General features: G+C 60.7%; 13 protein-coding genes. 3 read left to right on the plus strand and 10 right to left on the minus strand.

What is annotated here, in order from left to right; all coding sequences use genetic code 11:
• Positions 1-18 precede the first annotated feature (18 nt).
• Positions 19-1,665: a phosphoglucomutase (alpha-D-glucose-1,6-bisphosphate-dependent) gene (gene pgm, locus K3F49_RS16245; protein WP_234681941.1), complete on the minus strand. Its 1,647-nt coding sequence runs from the start codon at positions 1,663-1,665 to the stop codon at positions 19-21.
• A 145-nt stretch (positions 1,666-1,810) separates the two neighbouring features.
• Between pgm and K3F49_RS16250 the strand changes: the two genes are divergently transcribed.
• Positions 1,811-2,959 (plus strand): alpha/beta hydrolase family protein, encoded by a 1,149-nt coding sequence (locus tag K3F49_RS16250; RefSeq protein WP_234681942.1) that lies wholly within the window; start codon positions 1,811-1,813, stop codon positions 2,957-2,959.
• Between the two features lie 34 nt (positions 2,960-2,993).
• On the opposite strand, the gene K3F49_RS16255 is transcribed toward K3F49_RS16250, so the two are convergent.
• On the minus strand, positions 2,994-3,809 hold the full coding sequence (locus K3F49_RS16255) for a response regulator transcription factor (protein ID WP_234681943.1): 816 nt from the start codon (positions 3,807-3,809) through the stop codon (positions 2,994-2,996).
• Positions 3,810-4,106: 297 nt separating this feature from the next.
• On the opposite strand from K3F49_RS16255, the gene K3F49_RS16260 reads away from it, so the two are divergent.
• Positions 4,107-4,955: an MBL fold metallo-hydrolase gene (locus K3F49_RS16260; RefSeq protein ID WP_234681944.1), complete on the plus strand. Its 849-nt coding sequence runs from the start codon at positions 4,107-4,109 to the stop codon at positions 4,953-4,955.
• A 4-nt stretch (positions 4,956-4,959) separates the two neighbouring features.
• On the opposite strand, the gene K3F49_RS16265 is transcribed toward K3F49_RS16260, so the two are convergent.
• Positions 4,960-5,847, minus strand: coding sequence for an aldose 1-epimerase family protein (locus K3F49_RS16265; RefSeq protein WP_234681945.1), 888 nt, complete (start codon positions 5,845-5,847; stop codon positions 4,960-4,962).
• A 652-nt stretch (positions 5,848-6,499) separates the two neighbouring features.
• On the opposite strand from K3F49_RS16265, the gene K3F49_RS16270 reads away from it, so the two are divergent.
• The gene (locus K3F49_RS16270; protein ID WP_234681946.1) at positions 6,500-6,703 is read left to right on the plus strand and encodes a hypothetical protein; all 204 of its coding nucleotides are present in this window, start codon (positions 6,500-6,502) and stop codon (positions 6,701-6,703) included.
• A 205-nt stretch (positions 6,704-6,908) separates the two neighbouring features.
• Here K3F49_RS16270 and K3F49_RS16275 read toward each other — a convergent pair whose 3' ends face one another.
• The 7 genes from K3F49_RS16275 to K3F49_RS16305 all read right to left on the minus strand — a co-directional run bounded on the left by K3F49_RS16275 (position 6,909) and on the right by K3F49_RS16305 (position 18,387).
• The gene (locus K3F49_RS16275; protein WP_234681947.1) at positions 6,909-10,874 is read right to left on the minus strand and encodes a hypothetical protein; all 3,966 of its coding nucleotides are present in this window, start codon (positions 10,872-10,874) and stop codon (positions 6,909-6,911) included.
• A gap of 504 nt (positions 10,875-11,378) precedes the next feature.
• Positions 11,379-12,701 carry a UDP-glucose dehydrogenase family protein gene (locus K3F49_RS16280; RefSeq protein WP_234681948.1) on the minus strand — a complete coding sequence of 441 codons (1,323 nt, stop codon included), beginning with the start codon at positions 12,699-12,701 and terminating at the stop codon, positions 11,379-11,381.
• A 161-nt stretch (positions 12,702-12,862) separates the two neighbouring features.
• Positions 12,863-13,873 carry an NAD-dependent epimerase gene (locus K3F49_RS16285; RefSeq protein WP_234681949.1) on the minus strand — a complete coding sequence of 337 codons (1,011 nt, stop codon included), beginning with the start codon at positions 13,871-13,873 and terminating at the stop codon, positions 12,863-12,865.
• Positions 13,874-14,099: 226 nt separating this feature from the next.
• Entirely contained in the window at positions 14,100-14,861 is a 762-nt protein-coding gene (locus tag K3F49_RS16290; RefSeq protein WP_234681950.1) for a hypothetical protein, read from the minus strand.
• A 1-nt stretch (position 14,862) separates the two neighbouring features.
• A complete protein-coding gene (locus K3F49_RS16295) occupies positions 14,863-17,076 on the minus strand; it encodes an AAA family ATPase (protein WP_234681951.1) in 2,214 nt (737 codons plus the stop codon).
• Between the two features lie 9 nt (positions 17,077-17,085).
• A complete protein-coding gene (locus K3F49_RS16300) occupies positions 17,086-17,622 on the minus strand; it encodes a hypothetical protein (RefSeq protein ID WP_234681952.1) in 537 nt (178 codons plus the stop codon).
• Positions 17,623-17,766: 144 nt separating this feature from the next.
• The gene (locus tag K3F49_RS16305; protein WP_234681953.1) at positions 17,767-18,387 is read right to left on the minus strand and encodes a transglutaminase-like cysteine peptidase; all 621 of its coding nucleotides are present in this window, start codon (positions 18,385-18,387) and stop codon (positions 17,767-17,769) included.
• Positions 18,388-19,086 lie beyond the last annotated feature (699 nt).

Below are 19,086 nucleotides of genomic sequence, written 5' to 3' on the forward strand. Positions count from 1 at the left end.
TTGATCGGATATGGCGCCCTACGCCCCGAACACCTTTGCCAGCCCCGCCTGCGCTTCCTGCTGAATCCGCTTCAGGTGGTCGGTGCTGCGGAAACTCTCGGCGTAGATCTTGTAGACGTCCTCCGTCCCCGACGGCCTCGCCGCGAACCAGCCGAAATCGGTCTCGACCTTGATGCCGCCGAACGGCTGGCCGTTGCCGGGCGCCTTGCTCAGCGTCGCGCGAACCGGATCGCCGGCGAGATCCTTCAGGCCGAGCTGCTCGGGCGTGACCGATTTCAGGATGTTCTTCTGCGGCCCGGTGGCGGCGACGTCGATACGCGCATAGTGCGGCACGCCGAGCTCGGCGGTGAGATCATTGAACAGCTGGCTCGGATCGCGGCCGGTCTTGGCCATGATCTCGGCTGCGAGCAGGCCGAGGATGATGCCATCCTTGTCGGTGGTCCACACCGAGCCGTCGCGGCGCAGGAACGAGGCCCCTGCGCTCTCCTCGCCGCCGAAGCCGAAGCTGCCCGTGACCAGCCCGTCGACGAACCATTTGAAGCCGACCGGCGTCTCGACCAACTTGCGGCCGAGTTTCTTGGCGACACGGTCGATGATCGAGCTCGACACCACGGTCTTGCCGATCGCGGCACTGCCGCCCCAGTTCGGGCGGTGCACGAACAGATAGGAGATCGCGGTCGCCAGATAATGGTTCGGGTTCATCAAGCCGCCGGTGCGGGTGACGATGCCGTGGCGATCGGCGTCGGTGTCGTTGGCAAAGGCGACGTCGAAGCGGTCGCGCATCGCGATCAGGCTCGCCATCGCGTAGGGTGACGAGCAGTCCATGCGGATCTTGCCGTCCCAGTCCACCGTCATGAAGCGAAAGGTCGGGTCGATCGCCTCGTTCACGACGGTGGCCTTGAGGCCGTAGCGCTCGATGATCGGGTGCCAGTAATGCACAGCGGCGCCGCCGAGCGGGTCGATACCGATATTGATGCCGGCGGATTTGATCAGTTCGAGATCGACGACATTGCCGAGATCGGCGACATAAGGGGTGATGTAGTCGTAGGCGTGAACGGTCGACGACTTCAGCGCCCTCGCATAGTCGACGCGCTTCACGCTCCTGAGCCCGTCGGCGAGATAGGCGTTGGCCCGCTTCTCGACGACCCCCGTGACGTCGGTGTCGGCCGGGCCGCCATGCGGCGGATTGTATTTGTAGCCGCCGTCCTCCGGCGGATTGTGCGAGGGCGTGATGACGACACCGTCAGCGAGCCCCGATGTGCGGCCCTTGTTGTAGGTCAGGATCGCGTGCGAGATCACAGGCGTCGGCGTGTAGCCGCCGTCCTTGTCGATCATGACCTCGACGCCGTTGGCCGCGAACACCTCGACCGCACTCGCGAGCGCAGGCTCGGCCAGCGCATGGGTGTCGATGCCGATGAAGAGCGGGCCGGTCAGCCCCTTTTCTCGCCTGTAGTCGCAGATGGCCTGCGTGGTCGCGAGGATGTGGCCCTCGTTGAACGTGTTCTTGAACGAGGTGCCGCGATGGCCCGAGGTCCCGAACGCCACCCGCTGCGCCGGGTCCGCCGCATCCGGCTTGTTGGCGAAATAGGCCGTCACGAGCCGCGGAATGTTGGCGAGCGCGGACGGCGAAACCAGCTTGCCCGCCGCGGGATGAACGTCAGCCACTGAAATATCCTCGTCCTGTCATACTGAGATTGCGCCACATCATAGCATCGGCTGGGCTAGCACCCAACCACAACACCCGCGATGGGGGAGCCGTTCCTGAGATCGTGCTATGGTGTTCTTTTAATCAGGCCTTTTCGAGTCGCACATGGCGCTGTTTCACAGGCTCTCGTTTATTCTGATCGCCTGCCTCGTCGTGGGCCTTGCCCTGGCCTTTGCACCGGCGCGCGCCGCCCAATTCTACACCGAGGATCTGCGGATCCCGATGGCGGAGGCCGGGCCGCAGGGACTCGAGGCATTTCTGGTCCGCCCGGCCGGGACCAGGCGCTATCCGCTCGCGCTGCTGAGCCACGGCTCGCCGCGCAGCTTCGACGACCGCGCGACGATGTCGGCCCACAAATATTACGGCATCGCGCTGGAATATGCCCGGCGCGGTTTTGCCGCGCTGATCGTGATGCGGCGCGGCTATGGCACTTCGCCCGGCGGACGCGTCGACAGCGTCGGCGGCTGCGCCAATGCCGCCTATCTGCCGGCGGCCGCCGTTGCGGTCGCGGATTTGCGCGCGGCGATCGATGCGATGGCGCGCCGGGTCGACGTCACGACGACAGGCATGATCGCGGCCGGCCATTCCGCCGGAGGCCTTGCCACCGTCGCTTTGACCGCGCAGGCGCCTGCCGGTCTCGTCGCCGCGATCAGCTTCGCCGGTGGCCGCGGTTCGCGCGATGATGACGACGTCTGCAACGAGGATGGCCTGGTGCAGGCCTTTGCCAGCCTCGGCAAGACGTCACGCGTGCCGATGCTGTGGGTCTACGCCACCAATGATTCCTATTTCGGTCCCGATCTCGCGCGCCGTCTCTACGATGGGTTTCGCGCTGGTGGCGGTAACGCAACATTCATCGCGGCGCCGCCTTACGGCGATGATGGCCACTATCTCTATTCCGTCGTAGCCCGCCCGCAATGGACGCCTTACGTCGACGCCTTCCTGCGCGAGCGCGGGCTCGCCCACGACATGCTGAGCCCGCCCGATCCGCTGCCGCCGCCTGGCCATTTCAGTGACGCGGCGAAAGCCGAGTTCGCGCGCTATCTCGCCAGCACCATGCCGCACAAGGCTTTTGCGGTGTCGTCCAATGGCGGTTACGGCTGGCGCTCGGGACGCAGCACGGTCGACGATGCGCAACGCGATTCGCTCGCGGCCTGCATGAAATGGTCGCCGACCTGCACCCTCTATGCGGTCGACGACCAGCTTGCGGGGGCGACGCGACAGATCACCACGGATCAGAGCGCCCGCACACGATAGGCGCGCGGGCGACCGGATCTTCCGACAGTTGAGATCAGAGCCGCTCGCTGAGCGCGAGCTTGTAGCCGACGCCGGTGACGGTGGCGATGACAGGCGTGCCGCTGCCGACGAGCTTGCGGCGCAGCCGCGCCACCAGCGCATCGACCGTGCGGATGTCGACCTCGGCCTGGCGATTGCTGACGACCTCGATCAGATAATCGCGGCTGAGCGGCCGTCCGTCCGCACCGACGAGCGCGGCGAGCAGATCGAACTCGGCCCGCGTCAGCGCCACCGGCTTGCCGTCGCTGCCGAGCAGCTCGCGCCGCGTCAGGTCGATGATCCAGTCGCCGAAGGCGATCGAATTGTGGTTGCGCGCCGCCTTGCGGTCGATCGAGCGCCGCCGCAGCACGCTGCGCGCACGCGCCAGCAGTTCGCGCAGGTTGATCGGCTTGGTGACGTAGTGATCGCCGGCGATCTCGAGACCGAGGATGCGATCGACGTCGGTGTCGCGGCGGGTCACGAAGATGATGCCCGCATTGCTGGTCGCCTGAATCTCCTTGGCGAGCTCGAAGCCGTCGCCGTCGGGCAACTGCACGTCGAGGAAGACGAGGTCGGTGCGCGCGCGCAGCGCCTGACGGCATTCCGCACAGGTGCCGGCGCCGACCACGTCGAAATTGTTCTCGCTGAAATAACCGACCAGCATCGTCCGGGTCACCGGGTCGTCTTCGACCACGATCAATCGCTCGCGCCCAATGGGACGCAATTCCTGAAGTGCGGAATCAGCCACGATGTTGGATGTCCTGTGTGCGTACGACCCGGCTTGAAAATTTGAGTCGCGGCGTGATGCGTTGTCGTGTGAACGAACATTCACGGCTTATTCGAGCCCCCGAATTGCCTGCCCCAATACTAGGCGTGTTGCGTCGCCCAAACAATATAGGTCACGGTATTGAAGTATTAAGTATGAATTGGCCCACACTTCTCACTGAGCGCATCGATGCGCAGGCCCGGCTCGCGCGACCCGCTTCGGCCGCGCCCGGCAACGGCAATTCATCCGAATCCGGATTCTACCGCTGATTAACATACAGAAAAGCTTCCGCTTCGGTTTGGCCGGCACCGCCTTCGAGCCTAGTGTGATCAAACCGACCGGCTCCACACGGGAGTAAGCGCAATGGAAGTCATTCTGCTCGGCACCGGTGGCCCGCGCCCGGACCCACGCCGCATGGCGACGACGACGCTGATCAGGCTCGGCGAGGAGAACATCCTGTTCGACGCAGGCCGCGGCGTCATGGTGCAGCTCAGCAAGGCCGGCGTACCGCTCGGCGCCATCAACACGGTCTTTCTCACGCATCATCATTTCGATCACATCGGCGACCTCTATGATGTGATGCTGAATTCGTGGATGCATGGGCGCAAGGACGATCTGCGCATTTATGGGCCGCCGGATACCGAACGGCTCGTCAACACGCTGGTGACGCAGGTTTACGACAAGGACATCGCCTGGCGCGATCAGGGCGAGCCGACTTTCGGCGGCTGGAAACCGGTGGTCGGAACCGACATCATTCCCGGCCCCGTTCTCGATACCGGTCGCTGGAAGATCAGCGCCGAGCTCGTTTCGCATGGCGACGGGCTCGACATGTCACCGGCGTTTCTCGCGCGCTGGATGTGTCTCGGCTATCGCTTCGAGGCGAACGGCAAGGTCATTGCGATTTCGGGCGACACCGTCCCCTGCCCCGGCCTCGAGCGGCTGGCCGAGGGCGCCGACCTGCTCGTGCAAGTTTGCTTTCTCACAACGCCGGAGATCAACAACGACCATTTCCGGCGGCTTGCGAAATACACGCTGGCTTGCGGTGACACGGTCGGCAAGATCGCGGCCAAGGCCGGCGTCAAGAAGCTGGCGCTGACCCATCACCGTCCCCGCACCGACGACACCATGCTGAACGCGCTGCTCGCGGATGTCAGGCGGGATTATTCGGGTCCCGTCGTGCTCGGCGAGGACCTGACGCGCATTGAGGTGTGAGAGCTTAGGACGTTCCCACGTCGACCCGGAACGACAAGCGCTCCTCTGCGCCGGGCGCGATGTGCATCAGGCCCGGCTTGTCGCTGAATTCGCCGTCGAAGTCCTTGGGACTGGCATAGCCGCGCCAGGGTTCGATGCAAAGGAACGGCGCGCCGGATGGCTTCGACCAGACGCCGAGCTCGCGAAAGCCACGCCATGACATTTTGAGCCAAGGCCCGGTGCCATCCGTGCAGGCATAGCGGACCGCATGGCTGTTGATGGGATCGAGGATGACGGCGTCGTTGGTGAAGAGGGATTCCGACAGGGGAAGCACAGTGCCTCGGACGGGGCTTGGATCCGTTGCCGCGAGCAGGAGTCCGCTCTCGACACGGCGAACCGGAGACGGCTCCTCGTTCGTGAACGTCAGCGCGTAGCTCTCCTTCGGCACGCCGGGCTGAAGCGGCCAGTTGAAGGCGGGATGGCCTCCGAGCGACGCCGGCAATGTCTCGTTGCCGGTGTTGGTGAGCGTGAGCGAGAGATCGAGACCGTACTGATCGAGCGCATAGGCCGCCGTCAGCCGAAACGCGAACGGATAGAGCGCGCGCGTCGCCTCGCTGTCCTCAAGCATGAGCGCGCACCGGCTCTCGCTACGCTCCATCCAAGCGAAGCGGCTGTCGCGCGCAAAGCCGTGCTGGGTCATCCGGTAGGTCTTGCCCCGGTAGCGCATTTCGTCATTGGCGAGACGCCCGACGATCGGAAACAACAGCGGTGCATGTCGCGTCCAGGCGGGACCCGCCTGCCAGACGAACTCAGTGCCGTCGTTCTTGAGCGAGCACATCTCGGCGCCGTGCGCTTTGATGGTCGCGGTGAGCCCGCCACTGCGGAGCGTGTGGGTATCAACAAGGTCCTTCAAAGAATTGCCACCTGACATTTCAGATACTTACATGTTCCAATTCGCGAAAACGCTCGCATTTGGCAAAGACTTCGCGATGCGGCGCATTCGCCATGTCCACGTAGCGATGCTCGCCATGCATTCTTCCTGCAAGGGGCCGTTCGGGTAGTATTGATCAGATAGGTCATGTAGCCGTTCGAACTCCTCGCGACTTTCCCAGGGCATCACGTCAATTGACGAGAAGCCGCCGTGTTCATGGTGTTCGACGTCCTGGAGCTAATCGCTTTCGGTGCACTTCCCGCGCTGCGCGTGCGGCGGCTGAGAGGCGCGTGCGGGGACATCAAGAGGAACCTCCGTGTTGCGAAACGCGGTCGCTCTGCCTTCCGACTCCGTTCAGTTGAAGGATCGGTCGAGCGCAAGAGCCCGCGGCGGCGTTCCTGTAGCCGATTCGAAGATTAAGCATTCCTCCGTTCAGCAAAGATGTCTAGCTCGATCTCCTGAAAGCACTGGATTGATGCTGCGGCGCCGCGAGCCCGTCCGCTAGTTTCGCGGCGCAACATCACACGATGCCGCAAGCGATAGATTAAGCACGTTCGCAAGGCGGTCGAAGGCATGATCGACGAACGCCCCTTTGTGAGGCATTCTTTGTGATCCGCCAAAGGGAGTAGCTGCCGTGAAGCCAAATCGTGATGCCGCCCGCGCGTTGGTCGATGCGGGATTTATGCCGCTGTCCGAATACATCAGGCAGTTCGAACAAGATGTCGTCGCGCCGGGGGTGGCGCCTTCGGTTGAAGCGAATATCGATGGGCAAATCAATCCAGAGCGGAGGACCGGACGGGATCGCCGCCAAATAGATCGCCACGTCACGTCGCGATAATAGCCCCATCGACTCACTAAGCGTCGATCGTCCCGCCCGCGCCATTTGCCGCTTGGAGCGACAACCTTATGGGTCGAGCACACGATGGTCTTGCCCCGTAACGCGGCGCTTCGCCAATCATTACCGCCGCCATGCGTGTCGAAGGCCAACCTTGGCACATCCCTTCCACGGATGAAGAGACTAGCCTTGCACACGGGAGCCGCGATCAGCTGAACATGAAGTAGTCGCTGTGAAGGTTAGCGACCGTGACCCCCTTGATCAGGATTGTATCATGGCTGTCCAATGTGATCAGGGCATCCGATCCCTGCTGAGCAATGTGAAGACCGCTAAAATTCGCGGCGAGCGAAGAGCTGATCGAGATCTTGTCCGTGCCTGCAGAGGCGGCATCGGTGTTGAAGCTGTAGACCGTGTCATTGCCGCCCTGATAGGTCACCGTGCCACCACTGGTGGAGCGGAAATAGAACGTGTCGTTGCCCGTGCCGCCGACAAGCTTTAGGTTATCGGAATAAGCATAGACCTCGTGGTTCCCGTTGGTGTGGGTATATTCCCGCATCGTCAGGTTACTGTTGGTATCCGTCGTGTCAGTGCGGATATCGCCGGTGCCGTCCTGGCTGTAATAGTCGACAGCACGGGAACCGTCAGCCTTGATAAGCGTGTGGTTCAGGATCGCGCCAGCGCTGGAGTAGTTGGAAATGTCCTTGCTGCCATCGGAGTTGTGTTTTTCCAGATAATCATAGCTGCCGTCGGAGTGGAACCGCTCGATGAGCGTCACGCCGCCGCTCGCGTCGCTCGTCTGGTGGATCGACGTATAAGACTGACCAGTGATCTGATAGGCATAGACATCCGACGAGCCGTCCGTGTGAAGGATACTGTCCTTTGTCAGCACGCCGTTCGTATAGGTCTTGTTGTCGGCGCTACCGTCCACGTTGGCCGTATATTCGGTCAACTTGTTGCCGGCCAGCGTGTCGTAGGTGGAGGTGGTCGTACCGGTCGAGGTGACCGAGACTTCCGTGCTCAATTTTCCGGCGCTAGTATAATAGTCGTAGAGCTTCGAACCATCCGAGTGGTAGGCCGCCTTGTAGTCGTAAGTGCCGTCCGAGTGCAAGCGTTCGACAAGCGTGACGTTGCCGCTGGCGTCACTGGCTTGATGCGTCGACGTATAGGACTGGCCGGTGATATTGTAGACGTACACCTCGGATGAGCCGTCCTTGTGAAGGACGTTGTCCTTCATCAGCACGTCGTTCGCATAAGTCTTGTTGTCAGCGCTGCCATCCACATTGGCCGTATAGACGATGAGCTTGTAGCCCGTCGTCGTGTCATAGGTCGTTGTCGTGGTTGCGGCCGACGTGACGGCAATTTCGGAGCTGTGAGCTCCCGCGGTCGTATAGTAGTCGTAGACCTTGGAACCATCCGTGTTGTAGGCCGCCTTGTATTGATAGCTGCCGTCGGCGTGGAAGCGCTCGATCAGCGTCACCCTGCCACTCGTGTCGCCCACCTGATGGGTCGAGGTGTAGGACTGGCCGGTGATATTGTAGACGTAGACTTCGGACGAGCCGTCCTTGTTGAGAACGTTGTCCTTCATCAGCACGCCGTTCGTATAGGCCTTGTTGTCGGCGCTGCCGTCCACATTTGCCGCATAAACGTTGAGCTTGTCGCCCGTCGTCGTGTCATAGGTGATCGTCGTCGTGGCGGTCGAGGTGGCGACGATTTCGGAGCTGTGAACGCCCGCGGTCGTGTAGTAGTCGTAGACCTTGGAACCGTCCGCGTTATAAACCACCTTGTACTGATAAGTGCCGTCGGCATGGAAGCGCTCGATCAGCGTTACCTTGCCGCTCGCGTCAGCCACCTGATGCGTCGAGGTGTAGGACTGGCCGGTGATATTGTAGACGTAAACCTCGGATGATCCGTCCTTGTTGAGGACGTTGTCTTTCATCAGCACGCCGTTCGTGTACGCCTTGTTGTCGGCGCTGCCATCTGCATTGGCCGTATAGACGATGAGCTTGTCGCCCGTCGTCGTGTCATAGGTCGTTGTCGTGGTGGCGGTCGACGTGACGGCTATTTCGGAACTGTGAGCTCCCGCGCTCGTATAATAGTCGTAGACCTTGGAGCCATCCGCGTTATAGGTCACCTTGTATTGATAGCTGCCGTCGGCGTGGAAGCGCTCGATGAGCGTCACCTTGCCGCTCGCGTCAGCCACCTGGTGCGTCGAGGTGTAGGACTGGCCGGTGATGTTGTAGGCGTAAACTTCGGACGAGCCATCCTTGTGAAGGACATTGTCCTTCGTCAACACGCCATTTGTATAGACCTTGTTGTCGGCGCTGCCGTCCGAATTGCTGGTATAGGCCCGGAGCTTATAGCCGGTCGCGGTATCGTAGGTGGTCGTGACCGTGCTGGCGGACGTCACGCTGACTTCCGTGCTCAGCGCGCCGGTGCTGCTGTAATAGTCGTAAACCTTGGAACCGTCAGTGTTGTACGCAGCCTTGTATTGATAGCTGCCATCGGCGTTGAAGCGCTCGATCAGCGTCACTTTGCCGCTCACGTCGTACGCAGTGTGATCCGACGTGTAAGCCTGGCCCGTGACGCCGTAGTGATAATAGTCGACCCGTCCGTCGGCCAGCGTAACGCTCTTCGAGATAATTGCGCCGCTGCTGCTGACGCCCCAAACCGTGGTCTCGGTAAGGGTACCGCTGGCGTCGAAATCCTGTTCCTCGGACCAGCCGGTGCCGCCCCACGTGATGGAGAAGGAATAGCCGCCGGAGATCTTCGACAGCAGATCGCCATAGTGGGCGATGACGTATTGCATGGTTTCGGGCGACGAGATGGCCAGAACATGCGAGTCGGTCAACGTCACCTTTTCCAGTCCGGCGGCGCTCACCAGCGTGTCCATCTGGGCGACGAAGTCGGCCGATGTCATCGTGAGATCGTAGTTCACCGTCGTGGTGCCTTCGCCCGCAGCGGCGGTCGCGCCGACTTCGATGACCAATGGGTGATCGCTGAGGCTGATCTGGATCGTGCTGGTGTTGTAATAGACCGCAATCGGGGCCGTCCCCGTCAGCGGGTCGTAGACGTAAACGGCACTCTCCACCTGCCCGAGATTGACGGTAACGGTCGTTGCGGGCGTCGTGATTTCCGTCTGGGTCGCACTGTCCCATCCGATCGTATCGGCCCACACGACCAGGTCGCTGACGGCGCCCGACTTATTCATCAGCATCGTATGGGTATTGCTGGGTGCGTTGGACAGCGTGTAGTTCAGATCCGCGCCGGTATGAGCGCTGCCGTCGTCACCATGGCTCAAGATGGTCGTCAGGTTGTGGACCGCGACCGCGGCTTCCTTCGGTGTTCCGTCTGAATTGAAAAGACCGAAATGGGCTTCCTTGGCGCCACGAGACGCCGAGGATGGCGAGTCGAACAGCTCGTAAATATAGGTGGCGGACGATCCGTCTTCATACGCCATGAGCAGATTGGAGAGCACAAGCTTCGCCTGCGCGTCGTCATTGACGCCGATGCCGACGGTGCTTGCCAACGTCGTATAACCGGTCTCCGTCACGATGACCGGATCGTTGGTCGAAATATCTTTCGCCAGAGCAAGATCTTGCTCGATCTGACCATCGGCAAGCGCGCCTGTGTGGACATAGACGTGTGCATTCGCCGCATCCGAGTAGGCGCTCATGTCGCCGACCGAGGCGTTCATCGCATCGGTCTGGTTCCCGATGCTGAAGTTGACGACGGTGACATTGCTGAGAGCACCGTTGGCCTTCACAGCAGCATAAAGAGCCTCCTGGAATGCCGCGGCCCCTTCAAGCGACGTCATCCCGTTGTAGGAGAAGGAATTCAGATTGGCTTCATTGATGCCTTCGATGGACAGCAGAGCGCCCGGGTGCTCCGTCTTGAACTCCGCAAGAGCCGCGACATAGCTGGCCAGCCCGCTGCTGCCGGACCCAGGCAGAACGTAGCTGACGCGGAAGTCGAAAGAGACGCCCGCATTGGCAAGTGCGTCGATGACAGCATTTGCATGCCCGGTGGCGCTGTAGGAGTCGCGAACGTGGCTGATGCCCAGATAGTCCAGACTACTGATGATCAGGCTGGAGTTGGTGTATGCGTCGATATAGCTGCCCGCGTTGGTGTTGATACCGAGGGAATTCAAGAAACTCGACGCAGTAGTAGCCGACATGTAGAGCACCCCATTGACCATGGCGCTCAGACTAAGCAGCCATCTCTAACAGCCTCGCTTCAAGAATGCTAAAATTGCCCGCTTTTCCGCGAACTTTTCCGGAAGCTCGATCGTTTCTCAACAACTCGCGTCGCCTTCATCGGTTGCCCTCTATCGCAGGACATCCACCCGTATTTTCACGGGTTCAGAGATACTCTTCGTTGTCCTCAAGGCGCGGTTCCTGTCCGGGATGAGCGGCGCAGCCGCAGCACCACCGGCTGCCGTCACTTAACCATCGACGCTTTTCCGAATCGGCTCGCGACCACCCGCTCTCTCCGACTCCAGCAAGCTGAAAGCGTGGCTCGCCTTCAATCAGGCGATGGCAACTATGCCTGCGATCACCGAATGAAGGCGCCCCGCCAAGCTCCGATGGTCCGCCTGCTTTTCGTTTGGATGGTGAGGACGCCAATGATCCCATCGTCTGAGAAAACGACCGGACCGTTGGCGCACCAGACATACGAAGGGTCAACCGCGGCTCGGCTCCTTCGACCGGCCGACGCTTTCATAGACGAAACCGGCAGCCTGCATGTCTTCAGGAAGATAGACGTTGCGGAGGTCAACGACGACGGGTTGCGCCATGGTCTCCTTCAGCCGGTCGAGATCGAGCGCGCGGAACTGCACCCATTCGGTGACGATGACGAGCGCATCGGCGCCCTCAGCGCAGGAATAGGCGTCCTCGCAATAGGTGATGTTGGGCAGTTCGCCCTTGGCCTGCTCCATGCCGACCGGATCGAACGCCTTCACCTTGGCGCCCATGTCGAGGAGGCCGGTGACCAGCGGAATCGATGGCGCATCGCGCATGTCGTCCGTATCAGGCTTAAAGGTGAGACCAAGCACGGCGATGGTCTTGCCGCGCAGCGAGCCGCCGAGTGCCTGGCTTACTTTTCGCGCCATCGCGCGCTTGCGGTTCTCGTTGACCGCCAGCACGGATTCGACGATGCGCAAGCTCACGTCGTAGTCCTGCGCGATCTTGATCAGCGCCTTGGTGTCCTTCGGGAAGCAGGAGCCGCCGAAGCCCGGGCCGGCGTGCAGGAATTTTGTGCCGATGCGGTTGTCCAGGCCAATGCCGCGCGCGACTTCCTGGACGTTGGCGCCGACCTTTTCGGAGAGATCCGCGATCTCGTTGATGAAGGTGATCTTGGTCGCGAGGAACGCGTTGGCGGCGTATTTGATCATCTCGGCGGTGCGACGTTCCGTGAACATCAGCGGCGCCTGGTTCAGCGACAGCGGGCGATAGATGTCGCCCATCACCTTGCGGCCGCGCTCGTCGGACGTGCCGACGACGACGCGATCGGGGAATTTGAAGTCGCGGATCGCGGCGCCCTCGCGCAGGAACTCCGGATTGGAGGCGACGACGACGTCGGCCTTGGGATTGGCCTCGCGGATGATGCGCTCGACCTCGTCACCGGTGCCGACCGGAACGGTCGACTTCGTCACCACGACGGTGAATCCGGACAGCGACTGCGCGATCTCTTTCGCGGCAGCGTAGACGTAGGAGAGATCGGCATGGCCGTCGCCGCGACGCGAGGGCGTACCGACCGCGATGAACACGGCGTCGGCATCCGCGACCGGCTTCGACAGATCGGTGGTGAAGCTCAGGCGCTTGGCCTTCACATTGGTCGCGACCAGCTCGTCGAGGCCCGGCTCGTAGATCGGAATCTCGCCGCGATGAAGGGCCGCGATTTTCTTCTCGTCCTTGTCGACGCAGATGACGTCGTGACCGAAATCCGCAAAGCAGGCCCCGGACACCAGTCCCACATAACCGGTGCCGATCATCGCAATTCGCATGAAAAACTCTTTCCGTTGACGACGGATGTTCCGCACTGAACACCCTAGACCATTTCTCTATCCGACCGCACGCCCAACATTAGGGCACACTGCTTCGCAAGCCGAACAAACCTTAACCGTCGCAACCCGATTTTTTTGTGTCTTGCGGTTCGCTTCGGCGATCACACGCCGTGGTAGTTTCGATACCATTCGACGAAACGCGCGAGGCCTTCCGCGATTGGCGTCGACGGCGCGAAACCGACATCGCGCTGGAGGGCGGAAATGTCGGCGCGCGTCTCCAGCACGTCGCCGGCCTGCATCGGCAGCAGCTTGCGGATCGCAGGCTTGCCGATGATCTTCTCGAGCGTCTCGACGAACTCGAGCAGCTTGACCGACTTGTTGTTGCCGATGTTGTAGACGCGATACGGCGCATAGCTCGACGAATTTTCGGGCTGTTCCGCGTTCCACGCGGGATTCGGAGCTGCGGGCCGATCGAGCGTGCGGATCACGCCTTCGACGATGTCGTCGACATAGGTGAAGTCGCGCCACATGTCGCCATTATTGAAAATCTTGATCGGCTCATTCGCGAAGATCGCGCGCGTGAACAGATAAGCGGCCATGTCGGGCCGGCCCCACGGACCGTAGACGGTGAAGAAGCGAAGACCGGTCACCGGCAGCTTGTGAACGTGCGCAAAGGTGTGCGCCATCAGCTCGTTGGCCTTCTTGCTCGCGGCGTAAAGGCTGACCGGATGATTCACCGATTGCTCGGTCGAATACGGCAAGGTGCGATTGGCACCATAGACCGAGCTCGACGAGGCGTAGACCAGATGCGCCAGACCATGGCGCCGGCCGGCCTCGAGCACAGTGACAAAGCCGTCACAATTGGCACGGATGCTGGTGATGGGATCGTCGATCGAGGCGCGGACGCCCGGCTGCGCGGCAAGGTGGACAACCCGATCGGGCGCGACTTCATCGAATACGCGAGTCACTGCGGCGAAATCGGCAAGGTCGATCTCGTGGAAGCCGAAGCCGGGAAGGTGCTTGAGTTTTTCGAGGCGCGCGCGCTTCAGCGCCGGATCGTAATACTGCGTGAACGCATCGATACCGACGACCTGTTCGCCACGCGCCAACAGCCGTTCGCAAACATGCATTCCGATAAAGCCAGCAGCTCCGGTAACCACCACAGGGGCCAAGGCTAAACTCCGCTGTTTCGTTCTTCTGCACTGCAATGCCAGACTGGATCGGCGGAGGCAAGGCTTCAGTCCTGCATGGACTGCGCCACCGGAATCATATTGTTGCAAGCCGCGATCGCGGCCGCCGAAACATGACGGGCTTGCCGTGAAACCGACACGTCTGCGCCTCACTGCGCCAAGCTGCGCCGCCTGATCAGCAAGCGGCCAACTCGGCCGCGCCGGGAGGTCAGCCGCGCTGACTTGCCGAAGCAGGAAAGCAAGGATGCGAGATCGTGAATCCGCGATCCTGAGCGAACCGCCGAAATACCAGACGCACTTCATCCGGCTGACTACACATCTGATTCAGCAACACCGCCTGCGTCGCCGCCGACGCGGCCTGGTATATGACAAGAGCCGTAGGAAGCTGACGCGCCCCGACAATATCGTCGAAGTCATCAAGCGTCTGCTGCTTGAGCTTTTCAGGCAAGAAGCCGTATGCCCGCAACGCAAGGGGCGCCCGGAACAGCTGCACCCACATCTCATGCGGCGCAAAAGTGTAGGACTGGGTCAGATAGGAAATGGCGCTCGGACTGAAGCCGAGCGTGCGAATTTCCGCCCAGTAGAGTGCCAGCCAACCAATCGATTCTGAAGGCGAGCAGGCGATCAGCTGTTTGGCCGCGCCCGTGACGTTCGGCAGCCTCAAATCCATAGCGGCCGCGTCGCCGGCTTCGATGGCATTGCTCAACAGCCGCAGCTGAATCAACACCACGTTGCGGCTCAGCTTCGGATCGCAGAGCCCTTTCGCGTCGCTACCAACGCGGGTCACAATCCGCTCGAGCGCAGAGTCGTCGTAGCGCTCGCCGCGCATCAGGTGCGACGCGAGGTCCCGCAAGGTCGGCCGAAATGTGTAACTTGCGACCGACCCCAGCCAGATGAGCGCCAATACCACGAGAATCGCATTCAAAACGGCGGCTGAGAGCGCCACAGATCGAGGCGCTGCCTGCGGCACGTCAGCTCTGCTCGATGTAGTAGTCGGAGTAATGTCGCCCCTTGTAAGACTCAATCCGCTTCAACGTTTTTGGATTGGCTCTATTGAGAACGATTCCAACGATCTTGTTCTTGAAAACGTCCAGCTCCGTAAGCGACTCGTGCACCGCCGCCCGGCGTGTCTTGCCCCATTCTACGACATACACGATGGCGTCGACCAAATGCCCTGCCGCCTTAGCATCCGTCACCGGCAGCACGGGGGCCAGATCCACGAAGATATAGTCATATTGCTTCCGGGCGGCCTTGAGGAACTCCGCCATCGCAGCAGAAGCAAGCAGATCGGCAGAATTGACCAATCTGGTCTGCACGACCGAGGGCAAGAAATTGAGCTTCGAATGGCGATCGACCTGAACATGCCGCTCGAACTGGTTTGGCTCCGCGAGGGCCTCGACCAATCCGGTCTTGGCTGCAGGAGCAAGCTTGCGCGTCAAGGCCTGCGTGTGCAGGTCACCGTCAATCAACAGGGTCCGATGTCCCGTGAGCGACGCCAATTGGGCCAGATTGGCAGCGACGGTCGTCTTGCCTTCCTTTGGAAGCGACGAGACAATGGCGATGACATTCATCTCTCTCGATAGACGAGCCAGATCCACTGCCGTTTTCACATTCCGAAGCGTCTCGGCGAAGCGCGAGAACGGGTGTTCGAGAGCATATCGTGCGAGCGATGCCCCCCCCGCATCTGAGGCAGAACCGTCCAGCCCATCCGACTTGATCTCGGGGAGCGTACCCAGACACTGGAGCGCGGTTTCACCTTCCACCTCCATGGGCGTTCGGAGCACTTCAGTCAGCAATTCCTTGGCTACTGCACCACCTACGCCGAAACACAACCCACCAACGAGGCCACCGAGCAGGAGCAGACCGATCCTCGGCCAGCTCTTCTTATCCGGCTTTTGCGCCGTGCTGATGATCCGCGCTTCGCTGATCGGGAAGCTCTGGTTCTGCGTGGCTTCCTGAAGTTGCTGGAGGAAGTTATTGTACAAAGTTCGATAAGTATCGGCGGCACTTTCGAGATTGCGCAGCTTCACTTGGGCTTGGCTCGCGCTGCCGGATGCACCTATGAGCTTGTTGAGATCGCCGTCGAGAGAACTCTCCCGGCTTCGCGCAATCTCGTAGTCGCTCTTGTAGGCATCGGCAATCCGCCTGACCTCATCCTTGATCGCCCGCCGCAGCTCTTGCATTTTCGAAGCCAGGTTGATCGATGCCTGGTGATCCTTCCCGTACTTGTTGGACCAGTCAGCATATTGGGCCGAAAGATCAAGATACTGGGCCCGCAGGCGCGTGATGACGGTATTGTTCAGCGCATCAGTGACGGTGGGCTGGGCGAGATCCTGGTCGGTGATCGAATTGATGCGGTCGAGACGCGCCTTGGCCTCGGCAGTCGCGGCCCGGGCCTGAATCAGCTGAGTGTTGACGTCGGACAATTGCTGCTCACTCATGAGCCCCTTGCTCGTCCCGACGATATTGTTCTCGGTCTTGAAGGTCTGAACCGCGCGGTCGGCATCCATGGCCTGCTGCTGAAGTTCCGCGCTTCGGCGCTGCAACCACTCGCTCGCCCGTTTCGTCGACTGGTATTTCGCCTCCAGAACGCCAACCATATACTGGTCAGCCAAAGCGTTGGCGATACGCGCCGCTTTTTCCGGCTCCGTGGACTTGAATGACAGCGTGAGAACGTAGGTAACGCCGACCCTCTCCACCTTCAGATTCTTCTTCAGGGCGGCGACGACCATCCGCTTGACGAAATCCTTGGACTCGGGCTCGGCGACCCCCAGCACACTCACGACTGCGCCGATGATGTGAGAGACCAGATCGCCTTCAACGTACTCCGGATCGCTCGTAAGATTCATCGAATCGACAACCGATCGGATCATGTCGTCGGACGAAAGAAGCTCAACCTGGCTCTCCACGAAGCCAGGATCGATCAGAGTGCTATTGGCGTCCGTTGACTTGCTCAGAAGTTGCGCCTGGCGCGTATCCACCAGGATGCTGACCGAGGCCGTGTAATAAGGGGTGGCCGTCAGCGCGTATGCCAAGACCAAGGCAAGAAAACAGCCGACGACCGTGGCGATCAAGGGCCACTGCCGACGGACAATATCTATTGCTCGCTCGAACGTCAGCACAGCCGTATTGAACGGGAACGTCAAAGGCTGGCCAGGCTCAAAGTTGCTGCGAGGCTGATACATGTTTCACTTTTATTGTGGTGGAAGCTCAAGGGGGAGCGGAACGGGAGCGAACGGATCGGCGACGTCCATGTTCCACTCGCCGTTGAACAACGAATTGGGCCGATTTACCGGAGCGCTCTGGACGGGAATCTGGGGCGTCGATTCAGAATCAACCGAAGCATAGCCTGCGCTCACGGATGAGTCTTGCAAGCCTCGCGTGAAGTCGATGATGCTTTGGACCGCTTTGGGATCGACAGGACCGCAATGCTGCGCGGCGCGGGCCATTCCACGACCAATCGCGGCACGGTTTGTCGCAGGAGCGAGTTGCACCAGCTTTTTGATCGCGGGCAGAAGATCTGGGTTACTCGCCAGATATTCGGTCACCTTCTGCTCGATTTTGGATCGATCATTCTTGGCGTATTTCAACAAATGTTCCGGATCATCGGCAAACAAGCGAAGCTCCAACGACGGAGTTCGCAGGAGAAGCGGCAAGCAACCAGCCGCCGTGGCCGGCGAAAGACCGATCACAGCGAACAAGAACAGAAGGGCAGGCACAAAACGTGCCATTATGAGAGCTCACCTGAAGTGAGCCGGGATCGACAGCTCCGAGAAGTCAACTGATGTCACCGTAGATGTCTGTCCGAGAACGTTGGTTCGGTAGCAGACAAATACGGCAAGTCTTTGTGCGTTGCAAAAAGATTTGTATCTTGCCTAGTTTGAGCCGTCTTTCACACTGCCAAGTCCGGCAAAATCGCGACGATCCTGCTTGGCAATGGACACCCAGACGCGGGGATTTTCACCCGACTCCATCGACACCCACTGATAGTCAAGTCCGCCCCACCTCTGAACGTCCGAGGCAAGATTGTCCAAGATGTAGTCGCCGTCCTGCAGGCGCGCGACGAGCACCAGATGACCTCCGGCCGGTGCATAGACGACCGCCAAACGCAAGGCACTGGCGGGCCAGCCCTTGGCAATGAGCATATGCCGTTTGGTCACGGCGTAGTCGTTGCAATCTCCCGACGTCGGCGAAATCGCCCAATGGGACCGCAGCGGATCCGTCGATTTGGCCAGCGGGTGTATGCTCTGGTTCACCGTCGCATTGACTTCAGTCAACATCGAGAAGGCCGTATCGCGCTCCGGCAATCGGGCCTCCGACGAGCTCTGCTCGCACTCTGCAGGGCTGTTCATGCAGAATTTTACGAACGAGAGCGGAGCCAGGACGTTCTGCGCTTCCTTCAGGAATGAAGCCGAAGGCGCCTTCGCCTGCTCAGCCGCGTAGCACGGCATTGAGAGCCCAACGACGAGCCAAGCCGCGATCAGATGCCGTTTCATCACCACCTCCAACGATAAATTCGATGGATTGAATGTAGAGCCGAAACTTCTCAACCTGATTGCGCAATTTCGTAAAATTGCATCTAAACGAAATACAGCCCCTCAGTTGGTGGGGCTAATCGGAGCGAGGGGATTGGCGGACGTGCTCGACGCGGCGGTGAAGAAAGTCGTCGTGCCCGGCACCGATGCGGTCGAAAAATCGGCGGTAGTTGAAGTACTTACGGCGCCACCCGCCTGACTTGGCGTTGACCCGCGGCCGCCTCCCTGGACAGATTCGCCGTTGGGGTCAGACCCCGCAACGACGTTGGTCGGAACATCTCCAGTGATGCTTTCGAAGGACTGAATGAGCTCACTGTTCTCGGATTTAAGAACCGCTTCCTGGATCAATGTTGCAGTCGATGGATGCGACACGACGCAGGTCGATGCGGCCGTCCCAAGCCCAGCCCCGATCGCGCGATTCTGACTGGGGGAGCTGGCGCTAGATAGCGACCTGATACCCTCCAACGTTTCGGGGCGCATGGTCGCGAAGTCCCTGATGGTTGAGGAAAGCTTACCCTCGTCACCTTCCGGGAAGCCACTCAGCAAAGCGGATGGGTCGTCGAGAAATTGCGTCGCCCGCTCGGCTGTAATCCCGCCGGCAAGGGGAGCGCAAGCAACGTCGACCGCAGTCGCCGCACGAGATATCGACGGCTCAACCAA

This window comes from Bradyrhizobium monzae (genome assembly GCF_021458635.1).
Lineage (GTDB): Bacteria > Pseudomonadota > Alphaproteobacteria > Rhizobiales > Xanthobacteraceae > Bradyrhizobium.